Annotated in this window: 17 protein-coding genes; 11 read left to right on the top strand and 6 right to left on the bottom strand. The window is 70.7% G+C overall.

What is annotated here, in order from left to right; translation table 11 throughout:
- Positions 1-65: 65 nt before the first annotated feature.
- Complete coding sequence (locus VFZ39_RS14545; protein ID WP_414690300.1) at positions 66-869, top strand: HAD family hydrolase; 804 nt, start codon at positions 66-68, stop codon at positions 867-869.
- A 263-nt stretch (positions 870-1132) separates the two neighbouring features.
- Here the strand turns inward: VFZ39_RS14545 and VFZ39_RS14540 are convergent, their stop codons facing one another.
- A complete protein-coding gene (locus VFZ39_RS14540; RefSeq protein ID WP_330866493.1) occupies positions 1133-1885 on the bottom strand; it encodes an oxidoreductase in 753 nt (250 codons plus the stop codon).
- A 72-nt stretch (positions 1886-1957) separates the two neighbouring features.
- On the opposite strand from VFZ39_RS14540, the gene VFZ39_RS14535 reads away from it, so the two are divergent.
- The 8 genes from VFZ39_RS14535 to acs all read left to right on the top strand — a co-directional run bounded on the left by VFZ39_RS14535 (position 1958) and on the right by acs (position 10886).
- On the top strand, positions 1958-2833 hold the full coding sequence (locus VFZ39_RS14535) for a class I SAM-dependent methyltransferase (protein WP_330866492.1): 876 nt from the start codon (positions 1958-1960) through the stop codon (positions 2831-2833).
- Between the two features lie 38 nt (positions 2834-2871).
- Positions 2872-4008 (top strand): sensor histidine kinase, encoded by a 1137-nt coding sequence (locus tag VFZ39_RS14530; protein ID WP_330866491.1) that lies wholly within the window; start codon positions 2872-2874, stop codon positions 4006-4008.
- Positions 4005-4721 (top strand): LytTR family DNA-binding domain-containing protein, encoded by a 717-nt coding sequence (locus VFZ39_RS14525; protein ID WP_330866490.1) that lies wholly within the window; start codon positions 4005-4007, stop codon positions 4719-4721. The genes VFZ39_RS14530 and VFZ39_RS14525 overlap by 4 nt, the downstream gene beginning before the upstream one ends.
- Complete coding sequence (locus VFZ39_RS14520) at positions 4718-5098, top strand: hypothetical protein (RefSeq protein WP_330866489.1); 381 nt, start codon at positions 4718-4720, stop codon at positions 5096-5098. The genes VFZ39_RS14525 and VFZ39_RS14520 overlap by 4 nt, the downstream gene beginning before the upstream one ends.
- Positions 5095-6642 carry a cation acetate symporter gene (locus VFZ39_RS14515; protein ID WP_330866488.1) on the top strand — a complete coding sequence of 516 codons (1548 nt, stop codon included), beginning with the start codon at positions 5095-5097 and terminating at the stop codon, positions 6640-6642. The genes VFZ39_RS14520 and VFZ39_RS14515 overlap by 4 nt, the downstream gene beginning before the upstream one ends.
- Before the next feature lie 156 nt (positions 6643-6798).
- Positions 6799-7170: a DUF485 domain-containing protein gene (locus tag VFZ39_RS14510; protein WP_330866487.1), complete on the top strand. Its 372-nt coding sequence runs from the start codon at positions 6799-6801 to the stop codon at positions 7168-7170.
- Positions 7167-8771, top strand: a complete 1605-nt coding sequence (locus VFZ39_RS14505) for a cation acetate symporter (RefSeq protein WP_330866486.1) — start codon at positions 7167-7169, stop codon at positions 8769-8771. Before VFZ39_RS14510 ends, VFZ39_RS14505 begins: the two co-directional genes overlap by 4 nt.
- Before the next feature lie 114 nt (positions 8772-8885).
- A complete protein-coding gene (gene acs / locus VFZ39_RS14500) occupies positions 8886-10886 on the top strand; it encodes an acetate--CoA ligase (protein ID WP_330866485.1) in 2001 nt (666 codons plus the stop codon).
- A gap of 189 nt (positions 10887-11075) precedes the next feature.
- Here acs and nhaA read toward each other — a convergent pair whose 3' ends face one another.
- On the bottom strand, positions 11076-12440 hold the full coding sequence (gene nhaA, locus VFZ39_RS14495) for a Na+/H+ antiporter NhaA (RefSeq protein WP_330866484.1): 1365 nt from the start codon (positions 12438-12440) through the stop codon (positions 11076-11078).
- 152 nt (positions 12441-12592) lie between these two features.
- On the opposite strand from nhaA, the gene VFZ39_RS14490 reads away from it, so the two are divergent.
- Complete coding sequence (locus VFZ39_RS14490) at positions 12593-13030, top strand: phage holin family protein (protein ID WP_330866483.1); 438 nt, start codon at positions 12593-12595, stop codon at positions 13028-13030.
- Positions 13031-13051: 21 nt separating this feature from the next.
- Here the strand turns inward: VFZ39_RS14490 and VFZ39_RS14485 are convergent, their stop codons facing one another.
- Genes VFZ39_RS14485 through nth form a run of 4 tightly spaced genes read right to left on the bottom strand, consistent with a single transcriptional unit; the run spans position 13052 to position 16302 of the window.
- Positions 13052-14227: a MarP family serine protease gene (locus VFZ39_RS14485; RefSeq protein WP_330866482.1), complete on the bottom strand. Its 1176-nt coding sequence runs from the start codon at positions 14225-14227 to the stop codon at positions 13052-13054.
- Positions 14224-14919 (bottom strand): CoA pyrophosphatase, encoded by a 696-nt coding sequence (locus VFZ39_RS14480; RefSeq protein ID WP_330866481.1) that lies wholly within the window; start codon positions 14917-14919, stop codon positions 14224-14226. Before VFZ39_RS14480 ends, VFZ39_RS14485 begins: the two co-directional genes overlap by 4 nt.
- A gap of 37 nt (positions 14920-14956) precedes the next feature.
- Positions 14957-15577, bottom strand: coding sequence for a TlpA disulfide reductase family protein (locus tag VFZ39_RS14475; protein WP_330866480.1), 621 nt, complete (start codon positions 15575-15577; stop codon positions 14957-14959).
- Positions 15574-16302 carry an endonuclease III gene (gene nth, locus VFZ39_RS14470; RefSeq protein WP_330866479.1) on the bottom strand — a complete coding sequence of 243 codons (729 nt, stop codon included), beginning with the start codon at positions 16300-16302 and terminating at the stop codon, positions 15574-15576. The genes VFZ39_RS14475 and nth overlap by 4 nt, the downstream gene beginning before the upstream one ends.
- A gap of 183 nt (positions 16303-16485) precedes the next feature.
- On the opposite strand from nth, the gene VFZ39_RS14465 reads away from it, so the two are divergent.
- A partial coding sequence (locus VFZ39_RS14465; protein WP_330866478.1) for a Crp/Fnr family transcriptional regulator occupies positions 16486-17115 on the top strand: 630 nt, incomplete at its 3' end.

Genomic DNA, 17115 nt, shown 5'->3' with positions numbered 1-17115 from the left:
AGCAGGACCAGCCCGGGACTGTGGAGGTTCGGTGGTCCCAGAACGGAGTACCCGCCGCCCCTACGATGGGGCGCGTGACCCGCCCCACTGCGGCCTTCTTCGACCTCGACAAGACGATCATCGCCAAGTCGAGCACGCTGGCCTTCAGCAAGCCGTTCCAGGCGGGCGGTCTGATCTCACGGCGAGCCGTGCTGCGCTCGGCGTACGCCCAGTTCGTCTACCTCGTGGGCGGCGCCGACCACGACCAGATGGAGAAGATGCGGGCGTTCATGTCGCAGCTGTGCGCCGGCTGGGACGTCGCCACCGTCCGCGAGATCGTGGCCGACACGCTGCACAACATCGTCGACCCGCTCGTGTACGACGAGGCGGTGAGCCTGATGGAGGAGCACCGGCTCTCCGGCCGCGACATCGTGATCGTCTCGACGTCGGGGGCCGAGGTGGTCGGACCGATCGGCGAGATGCTCGGGGCCGACCGGGTTGTCGCGACCCGGATGGAGATCGCGGACGGCCGCTACACCGGCGAGATCGAGCACTACGTCTACGCCGAGGAGAAGGCGCGCGCCATCCGGGACCTCGCCGAGCAGGTCGGCTACGACCTGCCGCGGTGCTACGCCTACAGCGACTCCGTGACCGACGTCCCGATGCTGGAGGCGGTCGGGCACGCGCACGCGGTGAACCCGGACAAGGAGCTGCGGAGGGTCGCAGCGGCGAAGGGTTGGCCGGTGCTGGTGTTCACCAAGCCGGTGACGCTGCGCAGCCGGGTGCCGCTGCCTCCGGCCAAGCCGACCCTCGCCGCCCTGGCGGTCGGCGGGGTCCTGGCGGTGGGAGGACTGATGTGGAACGCGCGGCGCCGGCGCACCGCCTCCTGAGCACGTCGGACGCATCCCGGGGTCAGGAAATCAAGTCTTGAAGTGTCGCGCCGGCAGGCGTACACAGGAGACACACATCTGAAGACCCGCACGTGAGCTGGGTACCCACGCGGCGATCCACCCTTCCTACAGGGCGCCTGTCGCCGGGAAATGCCCGGGGCAGCAACTCCAGAGATGCACGCCTGGTAGCCACGGCCCACGTGTCAGCGGCGGCACCCGAGTCCATCTCGAGTCGGGTGCCGCTCGCATGCGAGATCGCACGGTCAGGGTCGGGAACGGCCGAGGGGGCTGGCCTCGGCGCCGGCGGCGTACGCCTCGGCGGCGTACAGCAGCCAGCGGTGGACCCCCTGCTGCCCACCGTCCCGCAGGCCCGCACTGTTCGCCTCGTACGCCGGCCGCAACGCCAAGTGACCCGCCTCGGGCACGATCAGAGAGGTGGGATCGATCCCCCGGGCGACGAGCACCAGCCGCTCCGCGGCGCGAGCGACGAGCCCGTTGTGGGACGCGAACGGCGACGCCGAGACCAGCTCGCCGTGGACGACCGCCGCCACGAGCAGCGCGGGCCCGTCGTACGAGAGCACCTGCGAGACCGTCCGCAGCAGCTGAGCGGACTCGGCGTCGCGCGGCCGGCCGAGCTGGTCGTCCGGGACGGCGCCGGCTCCCGCCAGCGTGTGAAGTCGGGCCAGCGCCTGGAGCGGCGAGCGCCGCAGCACCGGCGCCAGCGACAACAGCTCGGTCGACAACCGGACCGAGGCGGCCGCGACCTCGTCACACGAGCCCTCGCGGACGTCGTCCAGCGTCGAGGACGAACCCTCCAGCACCGCGCTGGCGTGGGCACCGCGCAGCAACGACTCCCCCGTCACGTCGGGTGCCGTACGACGGAGTCCGCGGTCTCTCAGCACCGCGTCGATCCCGTCGAGGGCCGCCGCCAGCGCCGACGGCACCCCTTCGAGAGCGTGCAGCCGGTCGAGCAGCGCGGCCGTGTCGGTCGCGGAGACCGGGAAGTTCGGAGGCATCGTGCGCCCAGGCTAGGACGTCACCGGACGCGTCGCGGGGACGGGGCGATTCGAGCAGGTAGCCTGCCCGTGATGAGCAGCGAAGAGCGCCCGGAGGTCAGCCGGCTCTCGCGCGCGTTCGGTCCGCTCGCCGAGGCCTACGACCGGGGGCGGCCGTCGTTCCCGGCCGACGCGGCCCGGTGGCTGGTCGGCCGCGACGCCGCCACGGTCCTCGAGCTCGGCGCCGGCACCGGCAAGCTCACCCGCGAGCTGGTCGCCCTGGGGCACGACGTCCACGCCTCCGACCCGGACCCCGGCATGCTCGCCGTCCTGAAGCGGCACCTGCCCGACGTACCCACCAGCGAGTGCACTGCCGAGGACATCCCGCTGCCGGACCGCTCCGTCGACGTGGTGGTCGCCGGGCAGGCGTTCCACTGGTTCGACACCGACCGGGCACTGCCCGAGATCGCACGGGTGCTCAAGCCGGGTGGCGCGGTGGCAGTGGCCTGGAACAACCGCGACGCCAAGATCCCCTGGGTGCGCAAGCTCTGGGCGCTGCTGGGTGAGCAACCGACCGTCAAGGAGCGCACGGACAGCGCGGTCGACGCGCTGGTCACCTCGCCGTTGTTCGGCTACGTCGACCGTTCGACGTTCTCACACTGGCAGGAGATCAACCGTTCCTCGATCGTCGACCTGGTCGCGTCGCGGTCCTACGTCGCCGCGCTCGACGAGCCGGCACGCGCCGCCAAGCTCGCCGAGGTCCTCGACTTCTACGACGACTACGGCCGAGGCATGGACGGGATGCAGCTCGCCTACGAGTGCGAGTGCTTCCGGGCCGTGGTCGCCGACCGGGCCGAGAGCGACCCCTCCGACGAGGACGGCAGCGGGGACGGCAACCGCGACGGGGACGACCCGGGCGGGGCCAGCGACGGCACCGACACGGAGATGCTCCTCATCGACTTCCGCTAGACAGTCCTCCAGAAACGTCCCTAGAACAGGCGAGGGTGATGCGCGCGCGGCTGCGTCCCTGGCGACGGACCCACCTCGGGACCGAGGTCGACCGTGCGACCTACCGCGCCCTCCACACCGCCAGCCTGGCCTCCCCGGCGCTGCGTGGAGGTCTCACGACCAGCAGCGCCGAGCGCGGGCTCCGGCACCTGCGCACCCTGCTCGGCACGCCGGCGGCGGCCCTCACCGACACCAGCGGGGTGCTGCACTGGGACGGGATCGCCGGCCACCATCGCACCCAGGTCCCTGGCCTGATCGTTCCGGTGGTGGAGCAGGGTCGGACCCGGGTCGTGAGCCGCGCCGACCTGCCGTGCGACGACCCGGGCTGCTCGGTCCGCCAGCTGGTCATCAGCCCGCTGGTCGTGTCCGAGACCCTCGTCGGCACGCTGGTCGCCGGGGCACCGCAGGCGACCGGCGGGCTGGTGCGGGCCGCCGACGAGGTCGCGGTGTGGGTGTCCGGCCAGCTCGAGCTCGCCCAGCTCGATGCCTCCCGCACCGAGCTGATGGAGGCCGAGGTGCGAGCGCTGCGAGCACAGATCAGCCCCCACTTCATCTACAACTCGCTCGGCGCGATCGCCAGCTTCGTGCGGACCGACCCGGACCGCGCCCGGGAGCTGCTGCTCGAGTTCGCCGACTTCACCCGCTACTCGTTCCGTCGCCACGGCGAGTACACGACCCTGGCCGAGGAGCTGCGCTCGGTCGAGCGGTACCTGTTGCTCGAGCAGGCGCGCTTCGGCGACCGTCTGCACGTCACGCTGCGGATCGCGCCGGAGGTGCTGCCGGTCGCGGTGCCGTTCCTCTGCATCCAGCCGCTCGTCGAGAACGCAGTGCGGCACGGGCTCGAGGCGAGCGCCGACAAGGAGGACGGCGTCGGACGCCTCACCATCGAGGCCCGGGACGTGGACCAGGAGTGTCTCATCGAGGTCGAGGACGACGGGGTCGGCGAGGACCCAGAACGGGTACGCCGTGCCCTCGCCGGTGACACGGAGCTCGATGCCGTCGGGCTGGGCAACGTCGACGCCCGGCTGCGCAACGCCTACGGTGACGAGTACGGGCTGGTGGTCGAGACCGCTCCGGGTGCGGGAACCAAGGTCATCGTCCGTGTCCCCAAGTTCGCTCCCGGAGTCCACGTATGACCGAACGGCTCGACGTCCTCGTCATCGACGACGAGAAGCCCGCGCTCGACGAGCTCGCCTACCTCCTCGAGCGAGACCCGCGGGTCGCGACGGTGCGCAGCTGCGACTCGGCCGCGGAGGCGCTGCGGGTGCTCCAGGAGTCCGACGTCGACGCGGTCTTCCTCGACGTGCAGATGCCCGGCCTCACCGGACTCGACCTCGCCCAGGTGCTGTCCCGGTTCAAGGCACCGCCCCCGGTGGTGTTCGTGACCGCACACGAGAAGCACGCCGTCGACGCGTTCGAACTGCGCGCCGTCGACTACGTCCTCAAGCCGGTGCGCGCCGAGCGGCTCGGTGAGGCGGTCCGCCGGGTGGTCGAGGCCCGCGGGCCGATGCCGGGTGAGGACGTCCGGATCCCGGTCGAGCGTGGCGGCGTGACCCGGTTCGTCGACCGGTCAGACATCACGCATGTCGAGGCCGAGGGTGACTACGCCCGGCTCCACACGGCCGAGGGCTCCCACCTCGTGCGCACGCCGCTGTCGTCGCTCGCCGAGCAGTGGGCCCCGGCAGGGTTCGTGCGGATCCACCGGTCGATGCTGGTCGCGCTGCCCCACGTCCAGGAGCTGCGGTCCGACGGCGGCCGCTACGTGGTCCTGGTCGGCGGCCGGGAGCTGGTCGTCGCGCGCCGCCACACCCGGGAGCTGCGCGAGCTGCTCACCGGGACAACGACATGAGCGAGGAGCGCCCGGCCCGGGTCCGCGTGACCGGGCCTCCGCGACGACCGGTGTCGATCGGCCGGACCACCGGGACGCGCGAGATCGACGCCGGCACCGAGGTCGGCGAGGTCTACATGCGCTCGCTGCTCCGGGAGCAGCGGCGGCTGGCGATCCGGGTGCTGGCGCTGCTCACGGTCAGCGTCGGCGGGTTGCCGCTGCTGTTCCGCGCGTGGCCGTCGCTGGCGGCCGAGCGGCTTCTCGGCGTACCGGTGGCGTGGGTGGTGCTCGGCGTCCTGGTCTACCCGTGGCTGGTCTTCCTCGGCTGGCGCTTCCTGCGGCAGGTCGAGCAGAACGAGTCCGACTTCGAAGCGCTGGTCGGCGAGGAGCGGCAGTGAACCCGGACGCCTCCCAGGTCCCGGGCGCGGTCGCCGTCGTCCTGGTCGCGATCGCGACCCTGGCGATCGGCACCTGGGGGGTCCGGTTCTCCCGGACGACGAGCGACTTCTTCGTCGCCTCGCGCACGGTGCGCCCAGGCCTCAACGCGTCGGCGATCGGCGGCGAGTACCTGTCCGCGGCCTCCTTCCTCGGCGTCGCCGGTCTGATCCTCACGTTCGGAGCACAGATGCTGTGGTACCCGGTCGGGTGGACCGCCGGGTATCTGGTGCTCATGGTGCTGGTCGCCGCCCCACTACGCCGGTCCGGGGCGTACACGCTGCCCGACTTCGCGGAGGCGCGGCTGGACTCGATGGCGGTACGCCGCCTCTGCTCGCTGCTCGTGGCCCTGATCGGGTGGTTGTACCTGCTCCCCCAGTTCCTCGGTGCCGGTGTCACACTCCGCTCGACGCTCGGTGCACCGGAGTGGCTCGGTCCGGTCGTGGTCGCGCTGGTGGTCCTGGCCGGGGTCAGCGGCGGCGGGATGCGCAGCATCACCTTCGTGCAGGCCTTCCAGTACTGGCTCAAGCTGACGGCGCTGCTGATCCCGGCGATGGTGCTGCTGATGATCTGGGTGGGCGACGGCGCCCCGGACCCCACCACTGCCGCCACCGTCTCGGCTTCGGCGACCCCACCCGAGGCGTGGTCGCTGCCGGTGGCCCCCGGTGGTGGCCAGGGCCTCTACATCACGTACTCGCTGATCGTCGCGACCTTCCTCGGCACCATGGGGCTCCCCCACGTGGTGGTCCGCTTCTACACCAACCCCGACGGCCGCGCCGCCCGCCGGACCACGCTCGTGGTGCTGGGGCTGCTGGGGATCTTCTACCTGCTCCCACCGGTGTACGGCGCGCTCGGCCGGATCTACGCACCCGAGCTCGCGACCGACGCAGCCCGCGAGGCGATCGTGCTCGAGCTCCCGCGGCTGATGGTCTCCGGGGTGCTGGGCGACGTCCTCACCGGGCTGGTCACCGCCGGCGCGTTCGCGGCGTTCCTGTCGACCAGCTCCGGGCTCTCCATCGCCGTGGCGGGGGTCATCAGCCAGGACGTGATCGGCCGTCGCTGGGGCGGTCGCCGCCTCAGCGGCGTCACTGCCTTCCGGCTCGCCGCGATCGTGGCTGTCGTGGTGCCGTGCCTGGTCTCCCTGCTCTCGCCCGACGTCGGCGTCGCCCGCACGGTCGGGCTGGCGTTCGCGGTCGCCGCGTCGACGTTCTGCCCACTGCTCCTGCTCGGCATCTGGTGGCGCGGCCTGACCGCCGCCGGAGCCGCCGCCGGACTGCTGGTCGGCGGACTGGGCTCGGGCACGGCGGTGGTCTGGACGATGTCGACCGCGACCACCAGTGGCTGGGCCGGCGTGCTGCTCGGCCAGCCCGCGGCGTGGAGCGTGCCCGCGGCCCTGCTGACGATGGTCGTGGTCAGCCGGCTGACCCGCGACCGCCGGCCTGCTCACGCCGACCGGTTCATGGTCCGGCTTCACACCCCGGAAGCGGTGGAGCTCGAACGGGGATAGCAGCTGCCGCTCGTCGTACGAGATCGACCGTTCGGCGAAACCACGCCTCCGTTCGTCGCCGGACCCGACCGCGCCCCTCCCGGCCGTCTGCGCACCGGTGCCACGGTGACGGCTGTCACACCCGTGCGATCACATCGGACGATTCGGAGGCAGCACGTGTCCACTCCCACCCCCCAGAACAACCATCGGGTCCATCAACGGTCCGAGCATCCTGTGTACGCCGAGCTCCACGCCTCTCCGGAGTTCCACGAGCTGCGCAGCAAGTTCCGACGGTTCGTCATCCCGGCGACGATCGCCTTCATGGTCTGGTACCTGCTCTACGTCGTGATGTCGAACTGGGCGCACGACTTCATGAGCACGAAGGTCATCGGCAACATCAACATCGCCCTGATCTTCGGACTGCTGCAGTTCGCCTCCACCTTCCTCATCGCCTGGATGTACGGGCGCTACATGAACAAGCACACCGACCCGCTGGCGCGTGAGCTCGATCGCCGCTACAACGACGCAACCGGGGAGGCGCAGCGATGAGCTCCGAGAGCCTCTCCACGATCCTCTTCCTGGCCGTCGTCGCCGTCACGATCGGCATCACCTTCTGGGCGAGCCGACAGACCCAGAGCGCGGCCGACTACTACGCCGGCGGCCGCTCCTTCAGCGGCTTCCAGAACGGCCTCGCCATCTCGGGCGACTACATGTCGGCAGCATCGTTCCTCGGCATCTCCGGCGCGATCGCGCTCTCCGGGTACGACGGCTTCCTCTACTCGATCGGCTTCCTCGTCGCGTGGCTGGTGGCCCTGTTGCTCGTGGCCGAGCTGCTGCGCAACTCCGGTCGCTTCACGATGGCCGACCAGCTCGCCTACCGCATGCGGCAACGGCCGGTCCGCACCGCGGCCGCGACCTCCACCGTCGTGGTGTCGATCTTCTACCTGCTGGCCCAGATGGTCGGCGCCGGCGCGCTGGTCACGTTGCTGCTCGGCGTCGAGGGTGAGTGGGCGATCCGCGCCACCATCGTGGTCGTGGGGCTGCTGATGATCTTCTACGTCGTGGTCGGTGGCATGAAGGGCACGACCTGGGTGCAGATCGTCAAGGCCGTGCTGCTGATGAGCGGCACGATCCTGATCACGATCCTGGTGCTGGCGCAGTTCAACTTCAACCTGTCCGAGCTGCTCGGCGCCGCGGCGCAGAACACCGGCAAGGGAGACGCCCTGCTCCAGCCGGGTCTGAAGTACGGCGAGTCGCTCACCACCAAGATCGACTTCGTGAGCCTGTCGCTGGCTCTGGTGCTCGGCACCGCCGGACTGCCGCACATCCTGATCCGCTTCTACACCGTCCCGACCTCGCGTGATGCGCGGACGTCGGTCAACTGGGCGATCACGCTGATCGGCGCCTTCTACCTGATGTCCCTCGTGCTGGGCTTCGGTGCCGCGGCACTGCTGAACACCGGCGAGGGCAGCAAGGTCGCCGACTCGGCGGGCAACCTCGCTTCGCCGCTGCTGGCCGAGGAGGTCGGCGGAGGCGCCGGGACCTCCGGTGGCGCGATCCTGCTGGCGTTCATCGCCGCGGTGGCGTTCGCGACGATCCTCGCGGTCGTTGCGGGCCTGACGCTGACGTCGGCGTCGTCGGTCGCGCACGACATCTACGCCAACGTCATCAAGAAGGGCCAGGCGTCGGAGAAGGACGAGGTCCGGGTCGCCCGGATCGCGGCGTTCGGGATCGGCGGGGTGGCGATCATCCTCTCGATCTTCGCCCAGTCGCTGAACATCGCCTTCCTCGTGGCGCTCGCGTTCGCGGTGGCCGCGTCGGCCAACCTGCCGTCGTTGATCTACAACCTGTTCTGGAGCAAGTTCAACACCCGTGGCGCGGTGTGGGCGATCTACGGCGGCCTGATCACATGTGTCGGACTGGTGTTCTTCTCGCCGGTCGTGTCCGGCTCCGAGACCGCCCTCTTCTCGGGGTCTGACTGGTCGTGGTTCCCGTTGGCCAACCCGGGCATCATCTCGATCCCGGTGGGCTTCATCCTCGGCTACATCGGGACCATGACTGCACCTGAGCCGGAGGCGGAGGCCGCCTTCCCCGAGCTGGAGGTCCGCTCGCTGACCGGCGCCGGCGCCGAGCGCGCGGTTCAGCACTGACCTACCAGGCACGAAGCACCACCGCACAACCCCCCTCAGTGGGGTGGCGCGATCCCCGGCCAGCCGGGGGTCGCGCCACTCTGCACCCGACCCGCGAAGAGTAAGTTGAACGCCATGGCTGACGAGACGCTCTCGAACCTGATGCAGGAGAACCGCCGCTTCGAGCCGCCCGCCGAGCTCGCGGAGAACGCGAACGTGAAGGAGGATTCCTACGCCCGGGCCGAGTCCGATCCCGAGGCGTTCTGGGCCGAGGCCGCCGAACGGCTCGACTGGGGCCAGAAGTGGGACCAGGTGCTCGACTGGTCGAACCCACCGTTCGCGAAGTGGTTCGTGGGTGGAACCCTGAACGCCGCGGTCAACTGCGTCGACCGCCACGTCGACGCGGGCAACGGCGACAAGGTCGCCTTCCACTGGGTCGGTGAGCCCGAGGGCGACACCCGCGACATCACCTACGCCGAGCTGAAGGACGAGGTCTGCAAAGCCGCCAACGCGCTGACCGAGCTCGGGGTCGGCAAGGGCGACCGGGTCGCGATCTACATGCCGATGATCCCCGAGACCGCCATCGCGATGCTCGCCTGTGCCCGACTCGGCGCCCCGCACACAGTCGTGTTCGGAGGGTTCTCAGCGGACGCTCTGGCCAGCCGGGTGGTCGACTGTGGCGCGGCCGTGGTCATCACGGCCGACGGCGGTTACCGTCGCGGGGCTCCCTCGGCGCTGAAGCCGGCCGTCGACGAAGCCATCGCGAAGGCCGCGGACGACGGTCAGAAGGTCGACAGGGTGCTGGTGGTCCGTCGTACCGGCCAGGACGTGGGCTGGGACGAGGGCCGCGACGTCTGGTGGCACGACGCCGTCGACGGCGCGTCCAGCGACCACGAGGCCGAGCTCCACGACTCCGAGCACCCGCTGTACGTGATGTACACCTCCGGCACCACCGGCAAGCCCAAGGGGATCCTGCACACCACCGGCGGCTACCTGGTCGGCACGTCGTACACGCACTGGAGCGTCTTCGACCTCAAACCGGAGACCGACGTCTTCTGGTGCACCGCGGACGTCGGCTGGGTGACCGGCCACTCCTACATCGTCTACGGGCCACTGGCGAACGGCGCCACGCAGGTGATGTACGAGGGCACGCCCGACAGCCCCCACAAGGGCCGTTGGTGGGAGATCTGCCAGGAGTACGGCGTGACGATCTTCTACACCGCGCCGACCGCGATCCGGACCTTCATGAAGTGGGGTGACGACATCCCCGCGAAGTTCGACCTGTCCTCGATCCGGCTGCTGGGCTCGGTCGGCGAGCCGATCAACCCCGAGGCCTACGTCTGGTACCGCGAGCACATCGGAGGCGGCAAGGTCCCGATCGTCGACACCTGGTGGCAGACCGAGACCGGCCAGATCCTGATCTCCCCGCTGCCGGGCGTGACCCACGGCAAGCCCGGGTCCGCCATGAAGGCGCTGCCGGGCGTGGCCGCCGACGTGGTCGACGACATGGGTGAATCGGTCCCGAACGGGTCCGGCGGCTACCTCGTGCTGAAGAAGCCGTGGCCGGGCATGCTGCGCACGCTGTGGGGCGACGACGAGCGCTTCAAGGACACCTACTGGTCGCGGTACGCCGAGCAGGGCTACTACTTCGCCGGCGACGGCGCCAAGAAGGACGACGACGGCGACATCTGGCTGCTCGGCCGGGTCGACGACGTGATGAACGTGTCCGGCCACCGGCTCTCCACGACCGAGATCGAGTCGGCTCTGGTGTCGCACCCGAAGGTGGCCGAGGCCGCCGTGGTCGGCGCGACCGACGAGACCACCGGTCAGGCCGTCTGCGCGTTCGTGATCCTGCGCGAGACCGCGGTGGAGGAGGCCGACGAGGAGGGCGAGGGCCAGGACCTGGTGCAGGAGCTGCGCGCGCACGTGCAGAAGGAGATCGGCGCGATCGCCAAACCGCGCCAGATCATGATCGTGCCCGAGCTGCCGAAGACCCGGTCGGGCAAGATCATGCGCCGGCTGCTCAAGGACATCGCCGAGCACCGCGAGGTCGGCGACGTCACCACCCTCGCCGACTCCACGGTCATGGACCTGATCAAGCAGCGGGAGGGCAGCGGCTCCGCCGACGAGGACTGACCCGTCAGTGGTGCACCCACCCAACCCGCTGACCGGGCAGTTGCGTGCCGAGCTGCCCGGGTCGGCACCTCTGGTGGGTGCACAAGTGCCCGGTCGGTGCTTCTGGTGGATGCACAACTGCCGGGTCGGCACCTCTGGTCGATGCACAAGTGCCGGGTCGGCGCTTCTGGTGCGTGCACAACTGCCGGGTCAGCGGGTTGGGCGGCGCGTGGCCAGGAGCAGGAGGGTCACGCCGAGCAGAGCGGACAGCAGCGAGCCGGCGAGGATGCCGATCTTCGCCTCGCCGGTCAGCAGCTCGTCGCCCGGGAACGACAGCCCGGCGATGAACAGGCTGACGGTGAACCCGATGCCTCCGACCGCACCGAGCCCGGTCAGCATCCGCCAGCTGGTGCCGTCGGGCAGCCGCCCGAGGCCGAGCCGCACGGCGACCAGCGCCGCGAGCACGATCCCCACGGGCTTGCCGACGACCAGGCCGAGGGTGATGCCGAGCGCGATGGCGGAACCCGCCGCTGTGCCGAGCACCCCACCGCCGAGCTCCACCCCCGCGTTGGCGAGCGCGAACACCGGCAGCACGACGTACGCCGACAGCGGGTGCAGCCGCGTCTGCAGCCGCTCCACCATCGACACCGACTCGTCGAGCAGGAACCGCATCCGGGCGAGCTCGTCGGCGTCCAGCTCGTGGTCCGAGATCGCCTCCCGGGCGTACTCGCGGGCCACCCGCTCCTCGAGCAGCGGCCGGGCCGGCGTCATGAGGCCGATCGCCACTCCTGCCAGCGTGGCGTGCACGCCCGACTCCAGCGTCGCCAGCCAGGCCAGGCCACCGACCAGGACGTAGGCCGGCACCGCCCAGATCCGCAGCACCCGCATCGCGAGCATCACCAGCAGCAGTCCGACCGCGATCGCCAACCAGACCAGGTCCAGGTCAGCGGTGTAGAAGACCGCGATCACGAGGATCGCCCCGATGTCGTCCACGACCGCGAGGGTCAGCAGGAAGAGACGTGCCGGCGCCGGGATCCGCCGACCCAGCAGGCCGAGCACTCCGACCGCGAACGCGATGTCGGTCGCCATCGGGATGCCCCAGCCCGCGCTGCCGTCGCCGCCTCCCACCACGACCGCGTAGATCCCTGCCGGGACCACCATGCCACCGATCGCCGCCACGATCGGGAGCGCGGCGGACCGGGGGTCGCGCAGGTCGCCGTGGACGAGCTCGTACTTGATCTCGAGTCCCACGACGAAGAAGAAGACGACCATCAGTGCGTCGTTGACCCAGTACTGCAGCGACTCGTCGAGACGCAGCACGCCGAGGTCGAGGCTGATGTGGGTGCGCCAGAGGTCGTCGTACGTCGACGACCAGGGTGAGTTGGCCCAGACCAGTGCCACGACGGCGGCCGTCAGGAGCAGCACCGAGCTGGCGTACTCGACCCGGAGGAACTCGCGGACCGGCCTGGCGACCAGCCGGGCCATCGTCCGGTCGCTCTCGGTGTAGACAGGCCCCCGCCGCCACAGCGCGTCCCTGCGTCCCGGCAGGTCAGGGGGGTTGGACTGGTGAGACATGGGGTACGGCCTCTCGGTCGACGAGGAGTGCTTCCGCCGGCTTCCGCCGACGAGCCGACCAGACTTCCCGGCACACCTTGGGCGATCGTACCGGGACGGTAGGGTCGGGCCGAGCCTTCCCACGAGCGGACCAGCACGGAGGTACCCCACGCATGGCCCCCGAACCAGTCCGGGACACCGACCCGACGATCGGCCGTCTGGTCACCGACGCGAGCCGCGACATCTCCGGCCTGATCCAGAAGGAGATCCAGCTCGCGAAGTCCGAGCTCAAGGTCAGCGTGAGGGCTGGTGGGATCGGAGTCGGGCTGTTCGCGGCGGCCGCGTTCGTCGTCGTGCTCGCCATCGTCATGCTGTCGGTGGCGATCGCCTACTTCATCCACTGGGCCGGCCTCGGCCTCCACTGGGCGTTCCTGATCGTGTTCGGCGCCTACGTGCTGATCGCGGCGCTGCTGACGTACATCGGTGTGCGCAAGGTCAAGCAGGTTCGCGGGCCCGAGAAGGCCATCAGCCAGGGCAAGGAGATCCCGCGGGCGCTCAAGGGCAACCCGGAGCCCACGTCCAGCGCCCCCGAGCTGCCTCGACCCAGCTGACCGCCCAGCTCACCGGCCAGCTCACCCTGCGCAGTCCCCGGTGCCGACCTCGTCGGAGCGGGACACGCCGGTCACCGCACTCCGACCCACCTGCTCGGCGGTCAGGGCGTAGCCGGTCTGGGGGTCGGTGACGGACGCCGCGAACACCACCCCGACGACGTCACCGCCCGAGGAGAGGATCGGTCCGCCGGAGTTGCCTGGACGGATCAGGCCGCGCAGCGAGAACACCGATCGGATGACGCTGCCGTCGCCGTAGATGTCCGGCGAGCGGAGCCGCTGCTCGGAGCGGATCCGGCCGGTCTGGACGTCGTAAGGGCCGTCGAGCGGGTAGCCGACGATCGCGACGCCCTCACGCGGCTCCGCCCCGGTGTCGAAGGACAGGTTCGGGACGTTGCTGGTGTCGAGAGCGAGCACGGCGATGTCAAGGTCGGGGTCGTAGTGGACGACCTCCGACGGAACGGCATCGCCGCCGACCTCGACCTCCGGGTCGTTGACGCCCGCGACGACGTGCGCGTTGGTCATCACCCGGCCGTCGGCGTACACGAAGCCGGTGCCCTCGACCCCCCGGCCGCACCGGTTCGTACCACGCACCTTGACGACGGCGGCCTGGGCCGCCTCGACATCCGGGTCCGTGAGCAGCCGCGGCGGCCCCGGCCCCACCTGCACGATCCGCTCCGGCGCGAACGGGTCGAGGTACTGCGGGAAGAACCCTGATCCGACGACGTCGTTGAACGCCCCCAGGGCGGTGTCGGCGGACGCGGGCAGCACCTGGTCGACCTGGGCCAGCACCGTGGAGCTGCGCACCTGGCTGGTGATGCCCTTGATGCCCGAGCCGGAGATCGCCACGCCGAGCGCCCAGGCCACCAGCAGCACCGCGACCGCGCTGAGAGCTGCACCACCCACGGCATCGACGGCACGCACGGGCTGCCAGGTGATCCGGTCGCGGATCCGGGCCCCTGCGAACTGCAACAGCGCCTGACCCAGCGACGCGCAGAGGATCACGATGAAGAGAGCGCCGAGCGAGACGAAGACCGACGGCTCGGCGTCGCCGAGCGCGGTCGGGGCCAACCAGACCCCGAAGAGACCGCCGAGCAGCAGCCCCGTCGTGGCGAACGCGCCGGTGATGAACCCCTGCCAGTAGCCAGACAGCGCGTAGGTCAGGACCAGCACGACGAGCAGCCAGTCGAGCAGGTTCACCGACGATCTCCGAATCGCTGGTCGGGCGGCGGGACGGCCCGCGTGGGGTCACCCTGCAGCATGTGCGCCGGCAGCGCACGCAAAGGAGCATCTTCGTTGAGCTCTGCCCAACCGACGAAATCGAAGAGCCGGGCGATGATCCCCGCCGTGAAGCCCCAGAGCACCCGGTCCTTCTGCTCGCCGATCAGGTAGCCGGGTCCCACCCAGCCGGAAGGGTGCTCGACCCGGATCCGGTGGTCCGGCCCCACCAGGTCGTCGATCGGGACCCGGTAGACGGCGTGCACCTCGTCGGGGTCGACGACGCCGACCTCGCAGTCGTTCTCCCACCACGCCAGGATCGGCGTGACGGCGAAGTTGCTCGGCGGCAGCCACAGCTCGGGCAGCTCGGCGAACACGTCGACCCCCGCCGGATCGACGCCGGTCTCCTCCTGCGCCTCGCGCAGCGCTGCCTCGCGCGGAGTCTCGCCCGGGTCGATGGCCCCACCTGGGAAGGCGATGTGGCCAGGATGGCTGCGCATGTGGTGCGCCCGTTCGGTCAGCAGCAGATCGGGCCCGTGCTCACCCTCGCCGAAGAGGATCAGGACGGCGCCACGCCGTGGGTCGGAGTCCTCAGGCGGCAGGAACCTCGTCAGGTCGTGAACCGTGATCGATCGCGCGCCCTCCTCGATCGGGCGGAGCCACTCCGGTCTCATGGTGGGGGCCTCATGCCGGGCGCCTCATGGTGCGGTCTCACAGCTCGACCCCGAGATGGACGTCGACCAGGTCGACCAGCTCGCGCACGGAGTCGACGCCGCCCGCGACCACGGTGGCGCGGCCCTGCTCGTCGACGAAGGCGAAGATCGGCAGGCCCATCCGGCCCGGGAAGGGATCCGCACCCTGCAGCGATGCCTGCGGGTCCGCGAGCAGCGGGTAGGTCACACCGCTCGCGCGGACGAGGTCGAACGCGCCGGCGACCTGCGGGTCCTCGTAGTCGACCCCGACGATCCCGACCTGGTCGGCGTACCTCTCGTGAAACTTCTGGAGCACCGGCATCTCGGTGCGGCAAGGCCCGCACCACGACGCCCACAGGTTGACGACGAGCGGACCGCGTAGCCCGGAGATCGGCACGTCGCTGCCGCCGCCGAGGCAGGGCAGCGTGACGTCGGGCAACCCGTCGGCTACCGGTTGCGGCTCGACCTCCGGGCAGTCCTCGACGCCGAGATCGGCCTTGAGACGCCGCAGCTCCGCAGTGTCGACGTCGATCTCCGCCGGACCAGGCATCAGCCCTGGGTCCTGCTCCCCGGCGCAGGCCACCAGCGTGCCGACGCCGGCCAGCAGCACCGTGAGCGCCACGGCGACGGCACGACTCACGCAGGCCCCTCCGTGCGCACCAGGGCGGCGGCGACCTCGGGGTCGGTCGGCCCGGTGCCGTACGACGGGCACCAGCGGGCCACGGGGCAAGCGCCGCAGGCCGGCTTCTTGGCGTGGCAGCGCCGACGACCGTGCCAGATCAGGTGGTGGCTCAGCATCGTCCAGTCGCGCTTGGGGAACAGCGCCCCGATCGCGTGCTCGACCTTGACCGCGTCGGTCTCCTCGGTCCAGCCGAGTCGGCGGACCAGCCGGCCGAAGTGGGTGTCGACGGTGATGCCAGGGATGTCGAAGGCGTTGCCGAGGACCACGTTGGCGGTCTTGCGGCCCACGCCGGGCAGCGTGACGAGCTCCTCGAGCTTCGGCGGCACCTGCCCGTCGTACCGCTCCACGAGCGCGGCGGAGAGCTTGAGCACGGTCTCGGTCTTCTGCCGGAAGAACCCGAGCGGGCCGAGCAGCTGCTCGAGGTGCTCGCGGGGGGCGGCGGCCATCGCGGCCGGGTCAGGGTACGCCGCGAACAGGATCGGCCGGACGGCGTTGACCCGTCGATCGGTGGTCTGCGCGCTCAGGACGGTGACGACGAGGAGCTGGAACGGGTCGTCGAAGTCGAGCTCGCACCGGGCGTCGGGGTAGGTCTCGGCGAGCACCCGGTCGACCTTGCGGGCTCGGCGGACCAGCGAGGTGCGGCTGGTGGGCTCGCGCACGGGCGGGACACGCGTCGTCGACATGCGGCAAGCCTAGGCGGACCTACCCACCCCCGCCCTGGTCGCCGTCGTCGCGTGAGAACAGTGAGATCACGGATGGCGAGGCTGGGATTCACGTGTGACGTGGGCCACTCGCTAGGATCAGCGGCGTCACCCCGACACCGACCGAACGACATCCGTCACCCGGGCCGATCCTTGGGAGGATCCGTGGACAACGACGTGCTGCGTCAGGCGCCGCTCTTCAGCGCGCTCGACGACGAGGCGGCGACCGCGCTGCGCTCCTCGATGGCCGAGTCGCGGCTCCGGCGGGGCGAGGTCCTCTTCCACGAGGGTGACTCCGGCGACAAGCTCTACATCGTCCTCGACGGGAAGGTGAAGCTGGGCCGCACCTCCAGCGACGGCCGCGAGAACCTCCTCGCGATCCTCGGGCCCGGCCAGATGTTCGGCGAGCTCTCGCTCTTCGATCCCGGCCCCCGCTCGGCGACCGTGACCGCGGTGACCGACGCGGCGTTCGCGTCGCTCTCCCACGACGACCTGCTCCGCTGGCTCGAGGGCCGGCCGATGGTGGCCCGCGGGCTGCTGTCCCAGATCGCCAGCCGGTTGCGCAAGGCCAACGACGTCAACGCCGACCTGGTGTTCTCCGACGTACCGGGCCGGGTCGCGAAGGCGCTGCTCGACCTCGCCGACCGGTTCGGCCGCACCGCCGACGATGGCGTGCACGTCCACCACGACCTCACCCAGGAGGAGCTCGCCCAGCTGGTCGGCGCCTCTCGCGAGACCGTCAACAAGGCGCTGGCCGACTTCGCCTCCCGAGGCTGGCTGCGCCTCGAGCCCCGC

It is taken from the genome of Nocardioides sp., from assembly GCF_036374615.1.
GTDB lineage: Bacteria > Actinomycetota > Actinomycetes > Propionibacteriales > Nocardioidaceae > Nocardioides.
Note: the sequence above shows the minus strand (reverse complement) of the source record. Positions and strands in the feature narration are given on the sequence as shown.